Source organism: Desulfoluna sp. (genome assembly GCF_030145185.1).
Taxonomy (GTDB): domain Bacteria; phylum Desulfobacterota; class Desulfobacteria; order Desulfobacterales; family Desulfolunaceae; genus Desulfoluna.
In genome coordinates this window covers 26,535-46,172 of sequence record NZ_JAQYWB010000020.1, presented here as the reverse complement: position 1 = coordinate 46,172, position 19,638 = coordinate 26,535, and the positions used below count along the sequence as shown (strand labels likewise).

The 19,638-nt window shown below is 55.0% G+C and carries 14 protein-coding genes; 10 read left to right on the top strand and 4 right to left on the bottom strand.

The window, feature by feature from the left end; genetic code table 11:
- Positions 1 to 186: 186 nt before the first annotated feature.
- The 4 genes from Q1Q75_RS08375 to Q1Q75_RS08360 form a co-directional block, all read right to left on the bottom strand.
- Positions 187 to 1,929, bottom strand: coding sequence for a DUF6178 family protein (locus Q1Q75_RS08375; protein WP_300669209.1), 1,743 nt, complete (start codon positions 1,927 to 1,929; stop codon positions 187 to 189).
- Positions 1,930 to 2,205: 276 nt separating this feature from the next.
- Positions 2,206 to 3,927: a sodium:solute symporter family protein gene (locus Q1Q75_RS08370; RefSeq protein ID WP_300669207.1), complete on the bottom strand. Its 1,722-nt coding sequence runs from the start codon at positions 3,925 to 3,927 to the stop codon at positions 2,206 to 2,208.
- A 259-nt stretch (positions 3,928 to 4,186) separates the two neighbouring features.
- The gene (locus tag Q1Q75_RS08365; RefSeq protein WP_300669205.1) at positions 4,187 to 6,136 is read right to left on the bottom strand and encodes a phosphoenolpyruvate carboxykinase (GTP); all 1,950 of its coding nucleotides are present in this window, start codon (positions 6,134 to 6,136) and stop codon (positions 4,187 to 4,189) included.
- Positions 6,137 to 6,381: 245 nt separating this feature from the next.
- Entirely contained in the window at positions 6,382 to 7,029 is a 648-nt protein-coding gene (locus tag Q1Q75_RS08360; protein WP_300669203.1) for an XTP/dITP diphosphatase, read from the bottom strand.
- A 630-nt stretch (positions 7,030 to 7,659) separates the two neighbouring features.
- Between Q1Q75_RS08360 and iorA the strand changes: the two genes are divergently transcribed.
- The 10 genes from iorA (at position 7,660) to Q1Q75_RS08310 (ending at position 19,189) form a co-directional block, all read left to right on the top strand.
- Positions 7,660 to 9,513 (top strand): indolepyruvate ferredoxin oxidoreductase subunit alpha, encoded by a 1,854-nt coding sequence (iorA, locus tag Q1Q75_RS08355; RefSeq protein ID WP_300669201.1) that lies wholly within the window; start codon positions 7,660 to 7,662, stop codon positions 9,511 to 9,513.
- 94 nt (positions 9,514 to 9,607) lie between these two features.
- Entirely contained in the window at positions 9,608 to 10,201 is a 594-nt protein-coding gene (locus tag Q1Q75_RS08350) for an indolepyruvate oxidoreductase subunit beta (RefSeq protein ID WP_300669199.1), read from the top strand.
- A 254-nt stretch (positions 10,202 to 10,455) separates the two neighbouring features.
- Positions 10,456 to 11,475 carry a TrkA family potassium uptake protein gene (locus Q1Q75_RS08345; protein WP_300669197.1) on the top strand — a complete coding sequence of 340 codons (1,020 nt, stop codon included), beginning with the start codon at positions 10,456 to 10,458 and terminating at the stop codon, positions 11,473 to 11,475.
- A gap of 286 nt (positions 11,476 to 11,761) precedes the next feature.
- Entirely contained in the window at positions 11,762 to 12,412 is a 651-nt protein-coding gene (locus tag Q1Q75_RS08340) for a hemolysin III family protein (RefSeq protein WP_300669195.1), read from the top strand.
- Between the two features lie 286 nt (positions 12,413 to 12,698).
- Positions 12,699 to 13,073 carry a response regulator gene (locus Q1Q75_RS08335; RefSeq protein ID WP_300669193.1) on the top strand — a complete coding sequence of 125 codons (375 nt, stop codon included), beginning with the start codon at positions 12,699 to 12,701 and terminating at the stop codon, positions 13,071 to 13,073.
- Complete coding sequence (locus Q1Q75_RS08330; protein ID WP_300669192.1) at positions 13,070 to 13,714, top strand: hypothetical protein; 645 nt, start codon at positions 13,070 to 13,072, stop codon at positions 13,712 to 13,714. Before Q1Q75_RS08335 ends, Q1Q75_RS08330 begins: the two co-directional genes overlap by 4 nt.
- Position 13,715: 1 nt before the next feature.
- Entirely contained in the window at positions 13,716 to 14,699 is a 984-nt protein-coding gene (locus Q1Q75_RS08325; RefSeq protein ID WP_300669190.1) for a diguanylate cyclase, read from the top strand.
- Between the two features lie 117 nt (positions 14,700 to 14,816).
- On the top strand, positions 14,817 to 15,722 hold the full coding sequence (locus tag Q1Q75_RS08320; RefSeq protein WP_300669188.1) for an alpha/beta fold hydrolase: 906 nt from the start codon (positions 14,817 to 14,819) through the stop codon (positions 15,720 to 15,722).
- A gap of 259 nt (positions 15,723 to 15,981) precedes the next feature.
- On the top strand, positions 15,982 to 17,964 hold the full coding sequence (locus tag Q1Q75_RS08315; protein ID WP_300669186.1) for a cation:proton antiporter: 1,983 nt from the start codon (positions 15,982 to 15,984) through the stop codon (positions 17,962 to 17,964).
- A 124-nt stretch (positions 17,965 to 18,088) separates the two neighbouring features.
- Entirely contained in the window at positions 18,089 to 19,189 is a 1,101-nt protein-coding gene (locus tag Q1Q75_RS08310) for a trypsin-like peptidase domain-containing protein (protein WP_300669184.1), read from the top strand.
- The last annotated feature ends 449 nt before the right edge of the window (positions 19,190 to 19,638 follow it).

Below are 19,638 nucleotides of genomic sequence, written 5' to 3'. Positions count from 1 at the left end.
GAGGACGTAACTATTCAGCTTGGGCCTCCGGCGGCCCTGCCGGAGGCCGCTTTACGGAGCTGAATAGTTACGGGAGAACAAAAGATAATGAGCCATCCGGCACCTGAAGGACGTCCACATTAAAAACCTCCGACAGGCACCGTCTCATGGGATGGATACGATCAAAAAAAAGAACGCCCCCAGGCGTTATTCATTTTGCGAGGCCTCATCCAGAATGAAGAGGTGGATAAACCGCGCATCGGCTTGACAGGGGTCAATGTGTCCATACTCATCGGCCACCTCGGCAAAGAGGCGCTCCAGCCCCTCGGCAAGACGCTCACTGATCTCAGACCGGGACAGCCCGGTTTCCTGGGCGAGCCATGAGAGAAAATGGGTTTTTACCTCATCGGAAATCTGCGTCCTTTCCCCTTCCCTCGTCCAGATACCCGACAAAAGCCGTGTTACCTGCACCAACGTCAGAGGACCGGTGTGGTCAGACTCCCCAAGCCAGGCCGGAGCCCACAGGGTCAGCAGAAGACTCTTAAGCGTCAGGTTGGGGCCTTTAAACGGCTTGGGATCCGGGTCCAGCAGGCTGAGAACGGCATCAATCCCAACAATATCAGAAAAAATAGCCTCGGTGGCCTCGATGTCGGCCAGGGTCTCGAACTCCCGATAAAGGGAACCGCTGATGTAGTTGTCAAAGTAAAGGGGGCGGTTGAGAAGCAACCCGCCGGCAACCCCCATCCAGGCTTCGCCGAGAAGGGAGAGAGAAAGCCCCTGCCCCATCAGCCAGCTCTCTTTTCGCCACCTGTCCGCCTTGAACTTGAGCCTTGCGGCCTGACCATACCCAACCCTGAAGATCTCTTCGAGGCCTGCATCCGTCAGCCACGCACCCAGACTTTTCTCGACCTCGGCCTCTCGATTCAGCGCTTCAAGCCCCAGGGAAATATAGCCACACACCTTCTTGACCACAAAGGTGAGTTCAGAACGCTCACGCACCCATTTTTGATCGGCGGAGATCACCCGGTTACACAGCACCGCAAACTCCATCTGAAGGGCGGAGAGCAGGACCCCGTCATCCAGGTGCCCCAAGGCATCGGAAAAAAGAGTGCCTTCACGCACCGCCCCGGTATGGGCATGGGGAACCACGGTGTCCGCATCCAGGGGCGGCGCCTTTCGCACCCCTTTACGCAAGGCCTCCACCGCCAGAGGCGCGTAGACGCCCAGCGCCTCCTCAAAGGGAAGGAACCCTTTCTCAGAGAGACGCACATTGCGCAGGCGATAGCTCTCCTCCTCCACCTCGGCAGAGAGAACGCTCATGGCTTCGAGCATCACACTTTGAAAACGGGGGTGGTCCCCGGTGGAGAGGGTCTGCAAAATGGAGAACACCACATCGTTACGATCGTCTGGATGAATATACGGAGCACCCTCCTCCACCGGCTCTTCCGGCAGATCTCGATGACGAATGTAAAACCAGTCGTCAAAGGTAAACCAGCCAGGACCAAAATCAGAAGGGTCCTCGTTCTTCTCACGCACCCGGACATCGATGTACCGCGCCAGATAGGCTTCAAAAAACGCCGTGTGCTCGATCAGCATCCAGTTCACGCACCGCCTGGGGTCGGCCTTGAGCAGGAGATCAAACCAGCGGGTCAACCCATCGGCATCCAGAAGATCCCGCTGCCACACCTCGACATCGATGAAATACTCCCACTGCTCGGAGGAAGCCACCGCCAACACAGGCAAGGCGTCCTCCACTCCGATGTCGTTCACAAGAAAATAGAGATCCTGATGGGGAAAAGACTGGACAAGCGCCGCAGGAGTCGGGTCACTGATAATGGCATCCAGGGCCTGCTCAGACTCCATGCCCATGATTTTCAAACGACGCTGATACCGCGCCGCATCCGCGGGAGAGAGGCTCCCGTTTAATTCCATTTTCTCTTCAAGATTCATATATTTTCCTCTATGGCATGGGCCCGATGGACTCGGATATATTCAGATCAGTTAACAACCCCTACAGGGTCTTACAATGTCTTATGGTAATGCCGATCCTCTCTCCTGTCAAAGCCACAACGGGGACTTAACCCGGCTCGCCCGAAGGGTGAGAAAATCAAACAGAATATCGTGGATTACATTTTGCATGTTTGAAACGACTGAACATATTTCCGCAAAGAACTGTCATTACGTATTATTCCATAGTCCTGATTGTTTTCTCATGAAATATCTGGGTTAAGGCTTCCAGTATCGGGCAATAAGGAAGCCGATGACACCCGAAAGAGACAGAAGCAGCCCGGCCTGGACAAACCGGAGGAACATGAGACTCCCCATGCCGAAACAAAAGCTGTAAATGCCTAAGGCCCCCACGCCCCAAAGCAGACAGGCCCGACCAAAGTGATCGCGCCACTCAATATGGGGGTATTTTTTATAAATGGGCCCCCAAAAGGTGGGAAACGGCTTGACGCGTTCGCAAAAGGCCACAAGATGCGCCTCGTCATCCGGTTCCGTCAGAAAACAGACCACCAGCCAGCTGACGGTACACACCCCCACCACAATTAAAAAACGGTACTGCCACCGAACATGGGGAATGAGGTCCCAGTACCCCAGGGCCTTTGCAAACTTGGGAGAAAGAAAGGTGCTGGTCACCCCCGAAGCGGCCAGGGCCGCAATTTCCGCCCAGGCGTTCACCCGCCACCAAAACCACCGGATGACAATCACAATGCCGTACCCTGCGGTGAGCATGGACATGTAATACCAGGCATCCGCCACGGAATCTAAATGGTAGGCCACAAACACCGCCACAAGAAGCATGATCACCGTGCTCACCTGGGAAGCACGAACGTAGTGCTTCTCGGACGCATTTTTCACCATAAAACGGCGGTAGATGTCGTTGACCATATACGAGGCGCCGTAGTTGATGTGGGTGTCCACCGTGGACATGAAGGCAGCCATCAGCGAGGCCATCATCAACCCCAGAACACCGGAAGGCAGAAGCGTCGTCAACAGCATGGCGTATCCCGTCTCAGGACTCGGGGCATCGGGAAAAGCGATAATAGAGACCATGGCGGCAAAAATCATAGGCCAATAGTTAAACCCGAAGGCGAGCACCGCAAAAAAGAGGGTGGCCTTGGAGGCGTCCTTCTCATCTTTTGAGGCGATAATGCGCTGGGTAATGGCCGGCGGTGGGTTCCCCCACCACTTCAACGTCATAAAGACCACAAAGGTGACAAAAAATGGAGTCCCCACCTTTGGGAGAAAGGAGAGTCGAAAGCCCGCGTCGGCGGCGCCATATTTTGCCGTGAACCCGGCCACCACCTGATCGATCCCGCCGATGTATCGCCAGGAATAAAAAGCCAGGAGAAACGAACCGATGCTCCCGATAATAAACTGAATAAAGTCGGTGGCGGCAATCCCCCAGAGCCCGCTCATGGCGGTATAAATCAGGGTAAAAAGCAACAACACAAACAGGAGCAGATCCCGGTCGATCCCCGGCACCACAACCTCGGAAAGGGTCCACACCGCCTTTAAAATCCACCCCAGGGTGATGGCGTTGGCAAAGACCCCGAAATAGATCCCCTTGAAGCCACGCAAGGCGGCCGCCTGCGGCCCGGAGTACCGCAACTCGATCAACTCTGCCGTGGTGATGATGCGTGAGCGACGCAGCATGGCCGAAAAGATAAAGGCCCCCAGGGTCCCGGCCCCCCCCAGCACAAAAGACCAGGCAAACCACACCCCGGGAATCCCGTTGTCAGCCACCAGCCCCGTGATCCCCAAAGGGGTATCGATGGCAAAGGCTGAGGCCACCATGGAGACCCCCGCCAGCCACCAGGGGAAAGACCGGCCCGAAACAAAATAGTCGTCCACGCTTTGAAGCGCACGCCGTGAAAAAAACAGCCCCAGAGACACACTGAAAAAAAGATAACCCCCGACAATCAACCAATCCAACTGGGACATAACACCTCCGCATTCAATTGAAACCAATCCAAGATCCACCCATATCAGAATTGCCCTGCCGTGGCACGTGATTAAGGAGTGCCGCCGTGAAAGCCGATCACGAATGCACCCGGTGGTTTCTACGAAAATAAAAAACGGCCCCACTCGACAAATAAATCGAGCGGGGCCGTACGGTTCTTTCAACCCACCGGAGCGGACCCAAAAAGCAGGAGGCCCTCAGAGACTCGGCAATCACCCCCAATCACGGGGGCCCTCACCTTCAGGCGGCGGTTTTCTCCGTGAGCATCTCAGGCCTTACAACCACACCGAAGCTCTCCTTAAGGGCCAAGAGCCCCTCTTTCTGCTCTTTCAGAACCTCGAAAAAGCGGGCAGGGATGTCCTCTTCCTTGCCATAGGCATCGTTCTGCAGATCGATGCGGGCCACGATGTTGTCCACATACAGGGAGAACTGTTTGGTATAGAGCTCCTCGGGGTAAGGCTTATCGAGGATCTTGGTAAAAAGGGCTTTCAGGTCTTCATACTTGGGAAGGATGCCGATGGGCGTCTCGATGCCACGCACTTCGCCATGGAAATGGCGTTCAAGCCAGGCAAGCCAGACCTTCACATCCCGCTTCTCACCCAGGAGTTTGGTGGACTCCCCACCGCGCGCCTTGTGGGTAAGAAAATAGTTGAGACCGGCCATGAGAGGACGCTTGCCGCTGGCGATGCGCTCATTGGCCCAGAAGGCAAACTGAGCGTCCATGTACTCACCCAGAGCGCCGGGGATAAAAGGAGCGTTGGCCCAGGGAGCACGCTTCACGCCCTTGGCCCCCACCTCGGTGGCCGTGGCGGCGGAAACGATGCAGGCGCCAATGGCCACGCCATGATCGGAACTTTTTGCCACCCACACAGGCGGCATGGTGTCGGCGTCACGGCCAGAATAGGTAATGACGCTGGTCTCCACACCCTTGGGATCTTCAGAGGCCGGAGAGTAATTGGCCAGAGCGCTGGCCACCAGAGTGGCGCGGGAGTTGGGGTGAGACACGGGAACAGGCTTGCCCTTCTCATCCACCATACCGGCTTCCCACTCGCCCTGGAAGTTGCGGCCCTTTGTCGGGTTTCCGTCTCCGTTCCCAGTCCACTGGGGCAGGCCGTCCTCATCGATAAGAACGTTGGACCAGATCACCTCGGTCCCCTCTTCACGAAGCAGAGGCATCAGGGCAGGGTCCCCTTCCCAGTTGACGTCTTCCACGATACCGAAAATCCCGCTTTCCGGGTTGATGCTGCGCACGGTACCGTCTTCGGCAATCCACATCTGAGCCAGGTCATCCCCGACAAATTGGTGACCGGCCATGGCCGTGGTGGTTTTGCCGCACCCACTGGGAGCGGCACCGGCGAACCAGGTGACCCGGCTGCCGGGGCCTTCGATACCGGTGATAAACATATGCTCAGAGAGCTCGTTGCCACGATTTTTTACGGCCTTGTCCACAGAAAAACGGTGGTTACCCTTTTTCATGAGGAGGGTGTTTCCGGCATAGGTGCAGTTGATCGAGTAGGTGGTCTGATCATGTCGATCCATGTAGACCCTGGCGTTGGGAAGATCTTCGGCGCGGTTCAAACCCTGGGAATGGATGTTGGTGTAAAAATACCCGAGGCGTTCCACCTCCGCATCGAAATCGTCGAAACGGTTTCGATACAGCATCTCCGCACTGTGCGTCACATACAAAGAGCTGGTGATCTGAAGAGACGGGTTGGAGGCAGGAGCGCCCACAGGGCCACGCATATAAAGGCCGACGACCATGGTCATCCCCTTCATGATCCCCCCCATGCGCTCTTGAACATCCACCAGGCCCTCGCCACGATCGATACGGTTGGCAAGGGAGCTCACCTTCTCATCCGGCTCGGCCAGGTAATAGGTCCGATCGGTGATTCGGCCCTGCTCATCCTTGAGCTCATAGTGGATGGTATGATTTGCCATGGGAAGCGCATCTTCTTCTGCGGTGGCCAGTGCCTCCCGTCGAATGAAGGCCCCGTCCTCTTTTGAACCGGTGTTGATAAAGATGCGGTCCGGCGTACAGAGCATTGCCGCGTTGGCGATGGTGATCACCGCATCCCGGGTGCGAATCCGTTTGAGCTTCGCCAACGTATCCGCATCCATGCGAGCCTCGAGAAGAGCCATGGCCTCCTCGAATGTCTCGATCCCCCCAATCATCTCTTTTGTCTGTGCCATGTTCATCCTGATCCTGAAAAATATGATGATGATTCAACCTCACCTCTCATCGTCGGACAAGACCCTGCACCCGACGCTTCTCACACACCGTATCCCCGCAACCCCTGCGAGAATAAAACGGGCGGAAAGGTTTGATTAAAACATCATACGTTGAAATTTGAATACATCGTAAAAAAGTGTCATTCGGCCATTTGGTGGCAGGCAAAAAACCTGCCGAAGCAGGTTTTTTTATCCTCATAAGAATCTTAGTCCGTGCACTCGAACCTCTCCCGGACAGGAAGATTCAAATCCAGCCAGGTAAGGATCTTGTCAAACTCTTCCGCCACCTCTTTTAAAGCACGGCCTCTGTGGCTGAGCGTCCCCTTCTCTTCTAAAGTAAGCTCCGCAAAGGTCTTCCCTTTCTCGGGGCAATAAAAGAGCGGGTCGTAGCCAAAGCCACCGTCACCGGAAGGTGCCTGTGCGATAACCCCATCGCAACGGCCTTCATAGGTCAGTGCCGGCCCGGTGGGCACAGCAATGGAAAGAACACACTGAAACGCCGCCCTGCGATCCTCAACACCCGCCATCTTTTCCAGAAGCTTGGTGTTATTGGCTGCGTCATCCGCGTCCTCTCCGGCATATCGGGCCGAGTAGACCCCAGGCTCACCGTTTAAGGCCTCGACAACCAATCCTGAATCATCAGCAATGGCTGGGAAGCCCAAAACGCGCGCCGTAAAACTCGCCTTTTTATAGGCGTTATCATCAAAGGTTTCACCGTCCTCAATCACTTCGGGGATGGGCCCGAAATCATCGAGATTTTTCAATACCACCGGAAACCCTGAAAGGAGGGCCCGGATCTCTTCGGTTTTTCCCTTGTTCCGCGTGGCAAGAACAAGCACAACTGGTTTATCCATGGATTTCATTACCCTTCCCGGCAAAGGGACCCTTGATAAAACAGCGGCCCCACTGCGTAAATATATGATGGCGGGTCTCTGACAAACGCCTGTTCCCGTAGGAAAAAACAGGATCAAATGACCCGATCTTTAACAATTTACACCCCGTCATAATGTAAAAGCTGCGGGCTTGTAAAGGCTTTTGGGATTTAAACAGTGAAGGTTTTCCAAGCCGAACATTTCCGCACATCATTCCCCCTTGAAACGAACATCTTGTTCATTTTCGAACCATTTTTTTTCTCCAACTGCGCCGAAAAGAACACGCCTTTTAAAACAAGGTCACTTCCGATAAAAATCATGCCAAAAATCCTGTTTTCTACCGCGGGCCGCCCTCAGCCCCCTCACCCAGGCAGAGCGCCCCCCCTGTTTACCCCTTGGTTTCGGTTGCTTATCCACGCGAACGCCCCCTTCCACAGACCAGATAACAGCCGGTATCCACGACAAAACCCGCCCCCCCGTCTGCCCGCGCCCTGCCAGGCATTGTCAGAAAAGTGGTTACCCAAACCCTTGACATTCGGACCTATCACGTCTAAAAAAATGAAGATTTAACTTTAACGAGAACGTCAACACCCATCCATAAGGAATTTTGCCATGCACAAGCTTCTCACAGACAACCCGGGCCAGAAGATGCTCATGCTGGGCAACGAGGCTATCGCACGGGGCGCCATTGAAGCCGGCGTCGCGTTTACCGCCTCTTATCCCGGGACACCGTCGTCGGAGATCTCCCTCAATTTTTTCAAGATGTCGAAGGAGAGCGATCTCTATTTCGAGTACAGCATCAACGAAAAGGTCTCCGTAGAAATATCGGCGGCGGCGGCAAACTGCGGTGTTCGCAGCATGTGCGTGATGAAACATGTGGGGATGAACGTCGCCGCTGACGCGATCATGACCCTGGCCTATATCGGCGTCACCGGCGGCATGGTCATCCTGACGGCCGATGACCCCTTTATGTTCTCCAGCCAGAATGAGCAGGACAACCGGTACTACGGCAAACTCGCCGGTCTCCCTATTCTGGAGCCATCCTCCGTGGCTGAAGCCAAAGAGATGACCAAGCGTGCCTTTGAACTCTCCGAAGCCCTGGGCGAGCCTGTCATCCTTCGAACCACCACCCGCATCAACCACTCCACCGGCGTGGTTGAACTCGGAGAGATCACAGAGCGCAAGACCCAAGGGGAGTTCATCAAAGACCCCATGCGATGCGTCACCGTCCCCGCCGTCTCCCGCGGGTTGCACGTCAAACTTCTGGCAAACCTGGCCAAAGCCGAAGAGATCGCCTGTGCCTCTCCCTTTAATCGCATTGACGGAGACGGCCCCTTGGGGATCATTGTCAACGGCGTCAGCTACAACTACGTCAAAGACGGCCTGAAAGACCTGGGCGTAACGGACAAGGTAAAGATCCTTCGCCTCGGATTCTCCAGCCCCCTGCCCAAAAATCTCGTGATCGACTTTCTTAAAGGGTGTGAGAAAGTGCTCGTCGTCGAAGAGGGCGAACCGGTTATGGAAGAAGCCGTCAAAGCCGTGGCGCAGGAAAACGGCCTCATGCTGCCCATCTGCGGCAAAGGGGAGCACCTCTTCTCCCGCCTCTACGAATTCGACCCCAAAATGGTCCGAAACATTCTCGCGTCTTACTTCGGGCTGGCTCCTGTGATCAGCGAAGTCGTGGACCTTGCCGGTGTCCCCGAGCTGCCCAATCGCCCGCCAAACCTCTGCGCCGGCTGCTCCCATCGGGCCACCTTCTATGCCGTTAAAAAAGCCACCGAAGGCTTAGACGTCATGTTCCCCTCGGACATCGGCTGCTACACCCTGGGCTTTATGCCCCCCCTCTCCATGGGCGATTTCGTGGTCTGTATGGGCGCATCCACCAGCACGTCGGCCGGTTTTTCCACCGTCACCGACAAGAAAGTGGTCTCCTTTATCGGGGACTCCACCTTCTTTCACTCCGGCATGAACGGCCTGATGAATGCGGTCTTCAACAACCACAACTTCACCCTCGTGATCCTGGATAACCGTGTTACCGCCATGACAGGCCATCAGCCCAACCCCGGCGTGGATATGGATGAAATGGGCTTTACCGGCTACAACGCCATCGATATCGAAGGCCTGGTCAAAGCCGCAGGGGTCAAGCACGTCTCCGTCATCCGCCCCTACAACATCAAAAAAAGCATCTCAACCATCAAGGAAGCCGTCGCCTTTCAAGGGGTCTCCGTCATCATCGCCAAGGAGAAGTGTACCCTTTACGCCAAGAGCCTCAAGCAGCTCACCGGCAAAAAGTTTCAGGTGGACCTCGACAAGTGCAAAAACCATCGGGACTGCATCGACACCATTGCCTGTCCCGCCTTCACCACGGAAAACGGCAGGGTCCACATCATCGAGGAGATGTGCGCCGGATGCTCCATCTGCGCCCAGATCTGCCCTGAAAACGCCATCCTTCCTGTCAAAAAATAGACCGGTGGTGGTCCCATAAACGACACCGGCTCCGCCGCATAAACCCTGCGGAGCCTTCGTCATCAACCTTTTGAATAATCAAGGTGACACCCATATGGATACCAAAAGACTGATCATCGTGGCGGTGGGCGGCCAGGGCAACCTCCTGGCATCCCGAGTTCTGGGCGAAGCGGCTCTGCTCCAGGGCATCCCCGTCCACATGAGCGAAATTCACGGCATGGCCCAGAGGGGCGGCGTGGTAGAATCCTCAATCGTCTTCGGCGATGCCGAAAGCACCATCATCTCCGATGGAGAGGCCGATGTCTTTGTCAGCTTCGAACCCTCCGAGGCCCTCCGCGCCCTCGGACGCTGCAACCCGGAGACAGTGACCATCACCAACCTCTCTCCACTGCCCCCCTTTACCGTCGCCATCGGCAAAGGGGTCTACCCGGAGATCGCCACCGTGACCTCTCTGCTCGCCGAGAAGACCCGGCGCCTCATCGCCTTTGACGCCGTCAAGCTGGCCGAAGAAGCGGGCAATGTTCTCTCCGTTAACATGGTGCTCCTGGGAGCCCTCATTGAGACCGGGGTCCTGCCGGTCAGCGCCGACGCCATCCGTGAAGCCATCTCCACCACGACCAAAAAGGCTTTTTTGGATGTCAACCTGAAGGCCTTTGAGCTGGGCTTCGCCGAGGCGACAAAGCACTAGAAGGACGATTTCCGAAGCACCTGGGATCCCATAACCCGCCCAGGTGCTTCATCCCTTTTCGACCTGACAGATGCGGTGGCCTGCGACACGGCGAGGCACCCCTTCTGCCATGCAGGCCGGCGGCACTCCCCATGTCGGCTGTTTTTACATCCCCCCCCCAAGCGTATGTGACCCCTTGCCCGGTTTCAAGAAGGGCACCCTGCCACCGCAGGTTGACTTTTTTACCCGATCTTCAACCACAGGATACACGGTCCATGATTCAAAAACGGCTCACCACCTTTCTCTCCGGGATTCTTCTTGTGGTCGTCATCGGCACCGTTGGCTATTACCTGATCTTCCAGGGAGATGCCCGATGGATCGACTGTCTTTACATGACGGTCATCTCCATCACCAGTGTCGGCTACGGAGAAATCCTGGACGTCTCCAGCAGCATGATCGCCCAGCTGTTCACCATGGGCCTCATCACCTTCGGTATGGGGTTTATTCTCTATGCCATCAGCTCCATTACAGCCCTTCTGATCGAAGGGGAACTTTCCGGTGTTCGAAGGAGAAGACGCATGAACAAAGAGATCAATCGCCTGACCGGACACATTATCCTGGTGGGCGGAGGGGAAACAGGTCGCCCCCTGGCCGATGAACTGATCACCAGCGGCGAGCAGGTGGTCATCATCGAGCAGGAAACAGAGAGCCTGGCCATGCGCCTTGAAGGGCAGAACATCCTGCATATCACAGGTGACCCCACCGACGACGCAAACCTTGAAAAAGCAGGCATCCTGAACGCCAAAGGGGTGGTCATCGCCCTGCCCCAGGACAAAGACAGTCTCTACGTCACCATGACGGCCCGCATGATGAACAAAGACCTGCGCATTGTCGCCCAGGTCAGCAACCCCCGAATCGCCCCCAAGTTCACCATGGCAGGAGCCGACAGCATCGTCTCCCCGAATACCATTGGCGCACTGCGCATGGCCTCAGAGATGATCCGACCCGCCGCCGTGGATTTTCTCGATCAAATGCTCCGCAGTGAAAAAGGCCCTTTAAGAATCCATGAACTGCCCATCGTCCCGGGCTCCTCTTTGAACGGCCGGTGCCTGTCAGAAATCGACATCCAAAAGGAGTACGACCTCCTTGTCCTGGGCCTCAAAGACAAAGACGCCATTCTCTTCAACCCCAAAGCAGGCACCCACCTCTCGACGGGCATGACCCTGATCGTCATGGGCAACATTCAAGAGATCAAGCGCCTGCAAAGCCAAGCCGTGAGGGAAAGAAAAACCTGAGTCCACAGGCCTATCTGCCCTTCCGAAGCACGGCATTCGGGTGTTCCTTTTCAGGTCGGTCTCTTTAAAATGACTTTTTATCTGTCTTTCACACCCATAAAATATTATAACCGTGTTTAACGCATTGTCCGTAACCCGCAGATAAAACGTCAAGAACACCCATCAATACACATTGAACGCCGTCAAAACGACGTTCCGATGTGATAAAAAGAGCCCCCAATCAACACCCGACGGGACGCTCACAGAACCGAAAATGGTTCAAAACGCCCTTCATGAGGAAGCCGCCATGGGAATCAGAGCTCAAGAGTCATTCAATTTTTACTCACACCTCGCCGGCGTTATCGCGTCCGTCGTGGGGACCGTCTACCTCCTTCGAATCGCCAGCCAGTCCGCGTCCATGCTTATTACCGCGCTGGTCTACGCCCTCTCTCTGGTGTTTCTCTTTTCCGCCAGTTCCCTCTACCACGCCTTTAAAAAGCAGGAGAACGAACTCTCCTTCTGGCGAAAGATGGACCGTCTGGCCATTTTTTTCATGATCGCCGGGACCTACACCCCCATCAGCTACTTCTGCCTGGAAGGCAACACCCGATGGTTTATGATCGCCTTTCAATGGAGCGTCGTAGGCTTCGGACTGATCTCCCAGCTCCTGTTCCCACGGGCACCCCGCGCTCTGTATGCCATCATTTACAGTGCCATGGGCTGGTCGGCGGTCTTTCCCATCAAACAGGTTCTGGCCAGACTCACCCCGGGCCAGGAGGTCCTCCTCTTCAGCGGTGGGGCGGCCTTTACCATCGGCGCCCTCATCTACGCCATCAAAAAACCCCGACTCGTCCCGGGAATCTTCAGCTTCCATGAACTCTTTCACATCATGGTCCTGCTGGGCGGTGTCCTCCACTACGCCCTCATCTACCGGGTGTACGCCACCTCTCTGGCCTGAAAAAGACGGAAGCATTTCTCCTCCGAACAGAGGTTTAACGGCACCCCCCAGCCTGGAGGGGTGCCACGCCCCCCCCGACACCTTCCTATCCACCTCATTTTATGCCATTCATTTGCTATATATCCTGCCCAAAGAGTCTCTCTCAATGGCCGCTTCCATCATTTTAACATTCAAAAAGTAGGTTAAAAATTGCGGTGATAACAAATTTAAAGTAGGATACTCCCGCTTATGCGCTAATCTTGTGGCCTGACGCTTGAATTCTCAATGATGCAAAAAGAGGTTTTTCATGACGATTACTATTTTATGTATTGATGACTCAAAAGTATCCCGCACCTTTATAAAAAAAGGATTCAGGGACATATTGCAGGACACAGGGGTTACCATAGAGGAAGCGTCAAACGCCAGAGAGGCCTTACACTTGTGCCACCTTAAAGCCTATGATCTGGTCACCCTGGATCTCACGATGCCGGACATGAGTGGCTATGATGTTTTATCCGCGCTTAAACAAGAGGCGATCAAACAGAAAGTCATCGTCCTGACCGCCGATATTCAGCCACTGGCCGAAAAAAAAGTCATGGAACTGGGGGCTGTCGGCTACCTGGAAAAGCCTTTTGACAAAGAAAACATGGTGACTCTGCTTAAAAAGACAGGTGTCCTATGAACACCACACCGAGCCCCTTTACAGAGGATGAGAATGACCTGGCAACGGAGCTCTTCAATATTTCCATGGGGCAGGCGGGAAAGGCCCTGGCAACCTTATTGGATGCCTTTGTCGAGTTGACCGTTCCGGAAATCAAACTCGTTGCGGCAGAAAAAATTATCCCCACCATTCTTAAAGACAGCGTGTTCTCGGAAGAAGATGGCATCGTTGCCTTTCATCAGGACTTTGCAAATAAATGTCTGGCCGGGACCACCCTGGTCATCTTTGATGACAAGACAAAAAGCAGCATCTCAACGATCCTGGGTATGCAGGGAAAAATAGAGACCGTACAGGAGATGGAGTTCATGCTCGAACTCTCAAACATCCTCATCGGCGCCTGTATGAACAGCATTTCAAAACAGTTGTTTAATCAGGACATGTCGTTTGCCAACCCGGAACTTGTCTCCGAAGGAACCAACTTAAGGGAAATGGCCTACAGCACCTTTATGCGCAGCAAACTGAAATGGGGATACACCCTCCTGGTTAAAATATCCCTTTATCTCAAAAACGACCGCTTTAAATGCGACCTGATGATCTTTATGTCAGAAGAGAATACGGAAGTCGTTCGAACCTCTATTCAGAACTTGATGCCTGAGGATTAATATGCACACTGCTATCTTTGAAACGTCCTGCGCATCCATCATTGATCACATTGACAACGGAATTCTTCTCCTGGATTCAACGAACTGCATCCTCAAATGGAATCAGTTCATGGCCAGACACAGCGGCATTCAATCGCAGGCCATTCTCAATAAAAATATCTTTGAGGTGTTCCCGGACCTCCCCAGGGCCTGGCTGGAGCTCAAGCTTAAAAGTGTCCGATTGTTAAAAAACTATTCGTTTATCTCCTGGACTCAGCGCCCCTATCTGTTCCAGTTCAGCGCAAAAAATCAAATCATCGGAGACAGCCTGGAGTTCATGTTCCAGGACAGCACCTTTTTCCCCGTGACCGATCCCGACACCGGGGACACAGGCGTCTGCATTGTCATCAAAGATGTCACCGACATGGCCCAGGCAAACCGCCAGATCGAAGAGATGAAAGACATCACCCAGACCCTTTCCAATATTGCAAACTTCGACCCCATGACCGGAATATTCAACCGGAGCCATATCGAACAGCTGCTTAAAATGGAATTCAAGCGTGCCGAACGCTACAAATCAGAGTTCTCCATCATCCTGTTTGATATTGACTATTTTAAAAAAGTCAACGACACCTATGGCCATCTCGCCGGGGATGAGGTGTTGAAACAACTCTGCCAGGCGGTGTCACATCAACTCCGAGACTCGGATCTCTTCGGACGGTTTGGCGGCGAAGAATTTTTAATCATCCTGCCCAATGCCTCCGCACCCTGTGCTAAAATCGTCAGTGAAAAACTCCGGCGACTCGTTGAATCGCTGACCATTCCATTTAACGAATGGAAGATACAGATTACCATCAGCCAGGGGCTTGTCTCGTATCAGGAGAAGATGACTGACCCTCTTCAAATGATTTATGAATCAGACCTTGCCATGTACCATTCCAAAAAACAGGGGCGCAACCGGGCCTCCCAATTCATGTTTAATGAACAGTGCAGCGTCACCCTGTAACCATCCGTTCAGGTCATCTGTTGTCCTGTCCAGATTTTCATTGCCCATCCCCTTCAAAGGCAGGTAATAAGAAAGCACCGATATGGATCGGCACCGACCAAACCCCAGGGGACTGAATTGACCGACTTACCGATAAAACCGTTGGATACACGAAAGTGGGAGGCTTTGGCCCTCCACGAGATGCATCGATTTTACACCGACTACGAAACCCACGCAGTGGAAGGCGAATCCAAACCCCGGGTGATCGGTGCCCCCTTTTTCTATCGAAACCCCGCGGCCGAAACAGGCATTCTTCTTATCCACGGCTTCATGGCCACCCCCGAAGAGGTCCGGGAGTGGGCAGACTCTCTCTACAGCAAGGGGTACACCGTCTATGCGCCCCGATTGGCCGGACATGGCACCTCCGCCATGGACCTTGCCGGACGAACGGTTGCCGACTGGATGGACTCCGTGGACCGAGGTCACGCCATCCTTAAAGAATGCTGCCAGAAAATCGTCGTGGCCGGGTTCTCCACCGGCGCCGGGCTGGCCCTGGCCCAGGCCCTCTTCAAGCCCGAGGCCTTTCAATCCGTCATTTCAGTCAGCGCCCCCTTAAAATTCAAAAGCCTCTCCACCTCCGGGGTGGAAGCCCTTGATGACTGGAACCGTCTCTGCCGAACCCTGGGCCTGAAATGGCTCACCAAAGAATTGGTCACCAACCACGCCGACAACCCCCAGATCAATTACCTGAAATGCCCCATCGCCGGCCTCGTCCAGGTTAAGGCCCTCATGAAACAGGTGTGGAAGGCGCTCCCCACCCTGGCCATCCCCGCCCTCATCATTCAGGGAAAAGGGGACCCCAAAGTCAAAGACACCAGCGGCCCAAAGCTCTTCGCACGCATTGGCCACTCCCACACGAGCTACCAGGAGATCCCCTTCCACCTCCACGGCATTGTCCGCGGCCCCATCGCTGAAACGGTTTTTCAAGAAACCCTTCGATTTATCGTCCACCACGCTCAAGACGAATCCGATTATCATCAATAATTCGATCACTCCGCCACAAATATAGCCCTCTGTTCCCTGTCCATGCCCCCCTCTTTTTAGAAAAATATGATCACAACCGTGTCCACTATGTGCTCATCGATATGGACCAAACAACGGTCGCGCCTTAACCGACCCGACGCATCCGATTCTCTGCCAGATCACAAATTAATGTTCACACAACAGATCATTCCATGCTTTAATGTATTCATTTTGCCGGCCCCTCCGCCCCACCGAATCTGCCACACACCTCGAGGTCTCTATGGGCATCGCAACAGACATCACCCTGCTCGTGGTCGCGGCTTTCTTCTGCGGCCTTCTCATGCAACGCATCGGACAGCCTCTGATTCTCGGATACATCCTTGCAGGCATCGCCCTGGGTCCCAACACCAGCGGGATCATCGGCACCGGAGCCCATGAAATCGAACTCCTGGCCGAAATCGGGGTGGCCCTGCTTCTCTTTGCTCTGGGCCTGGAATTTTCCATCAAAGACCTGAAGCCCGTAAAAAAAATCGCCCTGATCGGCACGCCGATCCAGATGGGCCTCACCGTGGCCCTGGGATACGGAATCGGCAGGGGGCTCGGTATGGACTGGCGGGCCTCCCTCTGGCTGGGGGCCCTCATCTCCCTGTCCAGCACCATGGTCATTTTAAAGACCCTGATGAATCAGGGATGGATGGGCACCCTGTCCAGCAAAGTCATGGTCGGCATGCTGATCATTCAAGACCTCGCCGTGGTCCCTTTCATGATCATCCTTCCCCAGCTCAGCAACCCGGGCCTGGGCCTTAAGGCCCTGGCCATCTCCGGCATCAAGGCCGCCCTCTTTCTCATCGTCATGCTCCTTCTGGGCACACGACTCCTGCCAAAGCTGATGAAACACATCGCCAAACTCGGCTCGCGGGAGCTCTTTCTCCTGGGCATTACCGCCATCGGCTTAGGGATTGGTTACCTGACCTACATCGTGGGGCTCTCCTTTGCCTTCGGCGCGTTTATGGCGGGCATGGTCCTGAGTGAATCGGATTATGGCCACCAGGCGTTAAGCGATATTATCCCCTTAAGGGACCTCTTCGGACTGCTCTTCTTTGCCTCGGTGGGGATGCTCGTGGATCCGGACTTTCTCATGGCTCACCTCAGCGGCATCCTCCTGCTCGTCACGGTGGTCAGCCTGGGCAAAGGACTTATTTTTGCAGGGATCACCCGATTTTTCAGGTACGGAAATGTGGTTCCCCTTGCCGTGGGACTCGGCCTGTTTCAGGTCGGGGAGTTCTCCTTTGTCCTGGCACGCGTGGGCATCGCCACCGACTCCATCAGCCAGGAGCTTTACTCCCTCATCCTCTCCATGGCGCTGATCACCATGGTCCTCACCCCCCTTGTCTCCGGTCAGACCGCTCGCCTCTATGCCCTTCGCAAGCGATGGTTTCGCCACGAACCCCTGGAATCCGCCGGCCTGCCCGAAGAGGGCTTGCGAAACCATGTGATCATCGCCGGGGGCGGACGCATGGGCCGCCATGTCGCCGACGTGCTCAAGCGATTGGGGCTCCCCTTTGTCATCATCGAACTGGACCAGCGATGCGTGGATCAAGCGCACAGCAGTGGCATGCCCGTGGTGTATGGTGACGCCAGCCACGAAATTGTTCTGGAAGCGGCGGATGTCCTGACGGCCTGCCTCCTTCTCATCACCATCCCTGGGGTGGTGGTCGCACGATCTGTGGTGACCCATGCCCGAAATATGGCTGAAGAGATCACCATCATCACCCGGGCATCCGGCATGGAGTCCCTCGAAATGTTCCGGGATCAGGGCGTCGCCGAAGTGATTCTTCCTGAATTCGAGGCCGGGCTGGAGATGACGAGGCAGGCCCTGCTTCACCTGCGGATTCCGCCCACGGAAATCCAGCGCCAGACCGAGGCGTTGCGACAGAGACTTTTCACCCCCATATTGGGAAACCATGAGCGCTGGACCACCCTGACCCAACTCACACGGGCCGAGCAGCAATTCGACCTGCAATGGGTCCGCCTCGAGCCCGCAAGCGCCCTGGTGGGAGCCACCCTGGGAGAGACAAAGATACGCTCACGAACCGGGGTCTCGGTGGTGGGTGTCCTTCGCCGCGACCAGCTGATCCCCAACCCCGATATCCAACTGCGCTTTGAAGCACACGATCTCGTGGCCATCATCGGAATGGATGCCAACCGAAGCCGCTTCCAGGGACTGGCGGGCATCAACACACAGGGGCCGGCGAAAGGGTGACATCAGAAGACAGAAAATCTCCATTGATCAATGGAGATTTTCATCTTATAAACGAGGGTGATATGTCACGATTCAGCCACTCCCTTTCAAAGGGGCCTCCACTCCCCGGCCTGGATAACAAACGATGAAATGTCCCAAGTGCGATCATGAACAGAGTCCAGGGCTCGAATGCGAGGCATGCGGCATCGTCTTCGAAAAATACCTGGAGATGCAGGAGCGACTCGCCCAACCCCTCCTTACCCTTTCCGACCGAACCCCCTCACGGGCCTCCGGTCTCCACCTCTCCAGGTGGATCCGCATCGCCGTCAGCATCGTCATCCTCGGGGCCATTTTCGCCTTTGCCATGCGTCTCACCCAGAAGGCCCCTTCGGGCGAATCCCCCACGCAACCGGCCACAAAAAAGCTTGAAATCTCCGGCATCACCCAGCAACTCTACCAGTTCAAACAGCCTGGCAACGCCATTGAAACAAGTCAGTTAGCCACTGTGTTCATCGAAACACCCTGGGGCTCAGGCTCAGGATTCTTCATCGACTCCACCTGTCGGATCCTCACCAACAAACATGTCCTCACCATCGATGAAGAGGAGATCAAAGGGCTTCGCCGTGACATCCAGGTGCTGGAGTACGTCATCGCAAACAAAAACCAGAGCATCACGGACGCCGAAGGCACAGCGCCGTTTGTGGTCGACCCGACCCAGTCGGTGGAAATCAACGACTACATTCAAGAGCAGCAAAAAAACAGCGACGCCCTGACCGAACGCTACATCGATTTAAAGAGCCGCCTCATGGCCATTGAGGAGAACCGGGACAACCCCACCTACACCGTCGTCCTCTTTGACGACTCGTCCTTTTCCGTCACCGGGGCAACCTTCAGCGAAAACCACGATCTGGCCATGCTTGAACTCGACCAGGAGGCCTGTCCCTGCCTGAAAGCAGGAAAATCCAAGGCCCTTAAAGTCGGCCAGCCGGTCTTTACCATCGGCAACCCCATGGGCCTCTCCCACACCGTCACCTCCGGCATTGTCTCCGGAAGACGGACCCACGAAGAACGCACCTACATCCAAACCGATGCCCCCATCAACCCCGGTAACAGCGGCGGCCCCCTCATTGACGAAAAAGGCCGTGTGGTCGGCATCAACACCATGATCCTCGCCAACACCGAAGGCATCGGCTTTGCCATCCCCATTGAAACCGCCCTGGATGAATTTGAAGAGCTGAAGAGGTAAAGGGGGGGCTGAAGGCTGAAGGCTGAAGGCTGAAGGCTGAAGGCTGAAGGCTGAAGGCTGAAGGCTGAAGGCTGAAGGCTAAAAAACCTGGATGTCTTACGGTGTCAATTCCTAAAAAAGATTGTAGCTATTCAGCTATCCATTTTTTCTTTATGACCCCGGTCTGACAGCACCCTACGCTTTTCGTCTTCCCCGCGCAGGCGGGAATCCATGTATGAAAATTCGTATCGTCCTCATTTTTACAATGAAGTACCGGGTGGATGCGTAGGGTGCGCCGTGCGCACCGTCAGGCGTATCGTAAACCGGAAACACCGCATTTTGAAACAAGACTCGTGGTCATCGTGAACTTGCGAGGCCGATGGTCATCTCTACGGTAGAAGGTGCGGGAGCCGCACCCTACGCGGTGATAAAAAGACGTAACGTATTGGCATTTGATCTTTCTGTCATTT

What these genes read in the sequence shown, in the direction of transcription:
- Q1Q75_RS08375 (WP_300669209.1), bottom strand. Translation starts at nt 1,929, where the DNA reads ATGAATCTTGAAGAGAAAATGGAATTAAACGGGAGCCTCTCTCCCGCG.
- Q1Q75_RS08370 (WP_300669207.1), bottom strand. Translation starts at nt 3,927, where the DNA reads ATGTCCCAGTTGGATTGGTTGATTGTCGGGGGTTATCTTTTTTTCAGT.
- Q1Q75_RS08365 (WP_300669205.1), bottom strand. Translation starts at nt 6,136, where the DNA reads ATGGCACAGACAAAAGAGATGATTGGGGGGATCGAGACATTCGAGGAG.
- Q1Q75_RS08360 (WP_300669203.1), bottom strand. Translation starts at nt 7,029, where the DNA reads ATGGATAAACCAGTTGTGCTTGTTCTTGCCACGCGGAACAAGGGAAAA.
- iorA (WP_300669201.1), top strand. Translation starts at nt 7,660, where the DNA reads ATGCACAAGCTTCTCACAGACAACCCGGGCCAGAAGATGCTCATGCTG.
- Q1Q75_RS08350 (WP_300669199.1), top strand. Translation starts at nt 9,608, where the DNA reads ATGGATACCAAAAGACTGATCATCGTGGCGGTGGGCGGCCAGGGCAAC.
- Q1Q75_RS08345 (WP_300669197.1), top strand. Translation starts at nt 10,456, where the DNA reads ATGATTCAAAAACGGCTCACCACCTTTCTCTCCGGGATTCTTCTTGTG.
- Q1Q75_RS08340 (WP_300669195.1), top strand. Translation starts at nt 11,762, where the DNA reads ATGGGAATCAGAGCTCAAGAGTCATTCAATTTTTACTCACACCTCGCC.
- Q1Q75_RS08335 (WP_300669193.1), top strand. Translation starts at nt 12,699, where the DNA reads ATGACGATTACTATTTTATGTATTGATGACTCAAAAGTATCCCGCACC.
- Q1Q75_RS08330 (WP_300669192.1), top strand. Translation starts at nt 13,070, where the DNA reads ATGAACACCACACCGAGCCCCTTTACAGAGGATGAGAATGACCTGGCA.
- Q1Q75_RS08325 (WP_300669190.1), top strand. Translation starts at nt 13,716, where the DNA reads ATGCACACTGCTATCTTTGAAACGTCCTGCGCATCCATCATTGATCAC.
- Q1Q75_RS08315 (WP_300669186.1), top strand. Translation starts at nt 15,982, where the DNA reads ATGGGCATCGCAACAGACATCACCCTGCTCGTGGTCGCGGCTTTCTTC.
- Q1Q75_RS08310 (WP_300669184.1), top strand. Translation starts at nt 18,089, where the DNA reads ATGAAATGTCCCAAGTGCGATCATGAACAGAGTCCAGGGCTCGAATGC.